This is a genomic window from Francisella sp. 19X1-34 (assembly GCF_041102755.1).
Classification (GTDB): Bacteria; Pseudomonadota; Gammaproteobacteria; order Francisellales; family Francisellaceae; genus Francisella.
The window spans coordinates 1-4,132 of sequence record NZ_JBGCTX010000104.1; the positions used below are offsets into that span (position 1 = coordinate 1).

Here is a 4,132-nt window from a genome sequence, read left to right on the forward strand (position 1 = left end):
TTTCGCTTATTTTAACCTAAAAACACTACTAAACCCTTAATTTACAATGCTTTTAATTCCGAACTGAGGTTAATTAATATATGAGCAATTGTTATACGCAAAAGGAATTCGAGTGATATTTCCAGATAATATTACTACTTGGCTAAAAATAATTAGTGCACTATGCACGGCTACGAGATCAATACTTTTTGCGTGGCGAGTAAAAGCCATTCTCAAATGGGTGGTGTACGGTTTGGTGGCAACGGTGCAAGCATATAACAAGCACATTAAATTCGTTCCCTATCGGTCGCAGGATGTGCAAAGAGCCGTGCGCCGTTTATGTGGGCGTTAGGGATAAAAAGGTTCCAAAGCAATGAATAGAAACGCTATGGATGCTCTAGAAAAACATTTCAAACAATGGAAGCAAATATCTGATCGACTTCAAGGGCAATTAGAGCCAGTACTTAAAGCGCAGAGGGCTATAAAAAAAGCCATACGTCCAACTCTTGAGTTACAGAAAGCACTTAAGTCACCATTAGAACCCTTTCTTGAAGAGCAAAGGAGACTGGAGAAGAAGTTCGAAAGTATAAAACTACCAAACTATAATCTGCCTGACTTAAGTCCTTTTACAAAACAAATACAACAATATCAAAAGTCTCTCCGTGGCATCATTAGTCCTGCCTTTGAGGAATTGCAGCGTTCTTTTAAAGAGCTGCCGCCGAAACCTCGAACAGCAAAATATGTCGAGCAAATCGCAGCGGATACATATAAAGCAGCACTACTAAGTCCGTTGGCAGAAAGTACTCCAATAGGTGCATCTGAGCATGAGCGAGAAGAAGGGTTTAATTTACTTAATAGGCATACGGTATTACATGGAGAGTTTCTAGATTATGGAAACAAAGTAAATAGCCTCAAGGCTATATCGTTAATAAACTACGTATCGCAGGCATTGAAAACAGATGTAAATTATCCCTAACAAGACAATAAACTCAGACGCTTTTTTCGTTCGCTGCGTTCACTACAAATGCGCTGGTTACGATTGGCGTAAACTCTAATGTATCCAAAAATATACATTATTATAATACTCTTTTAATATGGTCCATAAAGAACTTATAATAAAATATTAAGTTTTTTGAATATTCTTTAAAATAAAAAAAATTACTTAAAGAATATTTAAAACTGTTTATTTAATAATACTCCTATCTTATAAGTAAAAAAATACCATAGAAAACCCTCGTCATCCTCGTGCTTGACACGGGGATTTCTTGGTTACTTGAGAGATTCCCGCCTACGTGGGAATGACTATAGATGTTAAGTCATACTGTTTTTTATTTTATAAAAATAGACTTATAATAGATATACAAAAAACTACAACTCCAAACTCTTACTAACAATTTCAAAAACATTTTTACTAGGATTTGATGCTTTGATTCTTTCAAGTTCTTTTTTCATAAGAGCTTGTCTATCAGAGTCATAACGCTTCCAACTCATTAAACTACGAGCCATTCTAGCTGCAACTTGGTGGTTAGTTTTGTCAAGTTCTAGAACCATATCAGCCATAAAAGCATATCCTAAGCCATCTTTACGATGATATTGTGAGAAATTAGCTCCAAATCCACCAATAAGTGAATAAACTTTATTAGGATTTTTAGAATTATACGCAGGATGACTAACTAAGCCTTTAACTATATCTAAAGCTGACTCATGAGATATTTGAGATTGAGATACTAGCCATTTATTTACAACTAAATCCTCATGCTTCCAACGGTTATAAAACTCATTAATAGTATTATCACGAACTTGTTTATCATCAGACTTTAGAAGTGCCGAAAAAGCTGTCTGTTGATCAGTCATATTATCTGCATTATCAAATAATTGTTGCGCTAACTTAGTACCTTGGCTTTGGTCACTAGCATTCATTAGATAACTTAAACATACACTTTTTAGCTTTCTTTTTGCTATTTGCTCAGCTGATAAACTATATGGCTTATTATCATTACATTCTTGATATATAGCTAACCAGTCATTTTTTAGTTTATCTGCTAGCTGGTTTACAACTTTTTTGCGTGATAAGACAATATCATCAACCGCAATCACAGGCATTGCCTGAGCAATTGTAGATTCATTTGGTATTAGTAGAGCATTACTTATTAATGCTTTATCTAATTCTTTATCATTTAAAATTGATTTAAAAGCATTCAAGAACTCATCGCTTACATCAGAATTAGTTAAAATCATATTTGTAGCTAACTGCTGTAAAGAATCCCAACGATTAAAGGCATTATTATCATATTTGACAATATGCAATAGTTCACTTTCAGTACGCTTATGCTCAACCTTGACAGGTGCCGAAAAGTCTCTAAACAATGAAACTACTGGTTTTACTAAAATATTCTCAAAAGTGTAAGTCTGTTTTTGCTCTTTTAGCTCAATAACTTGCTCTGCAATATTTTCACCTTCTGGAGTAATAAGGCCCATTTTAACAGGTATATGAAGGGCTTGTTTCTCTTTTTGATCTGCAGTTGGTTGAGTAGCTTGCTCTAGTGTTAAGCTATAAGTTTGACTTTGAGTGTCATAATTCTCGCTAACTTTTATATTTGGAGTACCGGACTGACTATACCATCTTTTAAACAAGCTAAAATCACGATTGTTAGCATCTGCCATAGCATTCACAAAATCATCACAAGTAACAGCCTGTCCATCATGTCTTTCAAAATATAGTTTCATACCTTTTTGGAAGCCTTCTTCACCTAGTAGGGTATGAATCATACGTATTATTTCTGCACCTTTATTATAAACCGTTACAGTATAGAAGTTATTCATCTCAATGTACGACTCAGGACGAATAGGGTGCGACATTGGACTAGCATCTTCTGCAAATTGAGCACTTCTAATAATACGTACATCATCTATACGTTTAACATCTCTTGAGTTTAAATCTGAAGTAAACTCTTCATCTCTAAATACAGTTAGACCCTCTTTTAAACTTAGTTGAAACCAATCACGACATGTAACTCTATCACCCGTCCAGTTATGAAAATATTCATGTCCTACAACACTTTGAACTAGCTCAAAATCTTTATCTGTAGCTGTTTTATCACTAGCCATAATATATTTGGTATTAAATATATTTAAACCTTTATTTTCCATTGCTCCAGCATTAAAATCAGGTACAGCAACAATCATAAAGGTATCAAGATCATATTCTAGGTTAAATCTCTCTTCATCCCACTTCATTGAATCTTTTACAGCTTGCATAGCATAATGACATTTTTCAATATCTTGTTTAAATGCATAGATCTCAAGATTAACCTTACGATCTGATTTAGTAGTAAAAGTATCTTTTATACTTGCTAAATCACCCGCAACAAGTGCAAATAGATAGCAAGGCTTCTTAAAAGGATCTTTCCATGTCGCAAAATGTAAAGTATCTGAAATATCTCCAGAATCAATTTTATCTCCATTAGATAAAATAACAGGATATTTTTGTTTATTAGCAATAATTTTGACAGTATAAGAAGACATCACATCAGGTCTATCTAAATAATATGTAATTTTTCTAAAACCAGTTGCCTCACACTGCGTACAAAACACCTCTCCAGACTTATATAACCCCTCTAAAGAAGTATTCGCAGATGGATTGATCTCAACTACAGTATTTAATATAAAGTTTTCAGGAGCTTTATGGATAGTTAACTGATTATTATTTATATCAAAATCAGAGTCTGATAAATCCTTATTATCTATTTTTATTGATAGTAGTTTTAAATCTTCACCATCTAAAATTAACGAATTACTGTCATTATTAGCAGGATTTTTACTAATATGTAAATCAGCTGTTACAACTGTTTTTGACTCATCTAGATTAAATGTTAGATGCGTCTCATTTATAAGATAATTACTTGGTTTATAGTCTTTTAAATATTTAATTTCAGGCTGAGACATAATAAATTTAAGTCAATTTTATTTGCTTCTAGAATAACAGTGACTACACTCAGTTGCAATTATTATACGATTATATACTCATTGCTTAATAAAGAGTTTATATTAGGTTTGATATAGTTTTTGTGAATTATGTAGGCTCTGTGCACAAAAATAAATTTTCATCGAAGCCAAATAAAAGTACAAGCTAATTTAATCATTCCTATATATG

2 protein-coding genes are annotated in these 4,132 nt (G+C 32.9%); one reads left to right on the forward strand and one right to left on the reverse strand.

All coding sequences use genetic code 11. From position 1 onward, the window contains the following. Positions 1–352: 352 nt before the first annotated feature. Complete coding sequence (locus tag AB8E56_RS11195; RefSeq protein WP_329481131.1) at positions 353–955, forward strand: hypothetical protein; 603 nt, start codon at positions 353–355, stop codon at positions 953–955. A gap of 392 nt (positions 956–1,347) precedes the next feature. Here AB8E56_RS11195 and pepN read toward each other — a convergent pair whose 3' ends face one another. After that, the gene (gene pepN, locus AB8E56_RS11200; RefSeq protein ID WP_329481133.1) at positions 1,348–3,924 is read right to left on the reverse strand and encodes an aminopeptidase N; all 2,577 of its coding nucleotides are present in this window, start codon (positions 3,922–3,924) and stop codon (positions 1,348–1,350) included. Positions 3,925–4,132 lie beyond the last annotated feature (208 nt).

Coding starts and splice junctions, on each gene's coding strand:
- AB8E56_RS11195 (WP_329481131.1), top strand. CDS start 353: ATGAATAGAAACGCTATGGATGCTCTAGAAAAACATTTCAAACAATGG.
- pepN (WP_329481133.1), bottom strand. CDS start 3,924: ATGTCTCAGCCTGAAATTAAATATTTAAAAGACTATAAACCAAGTAAT.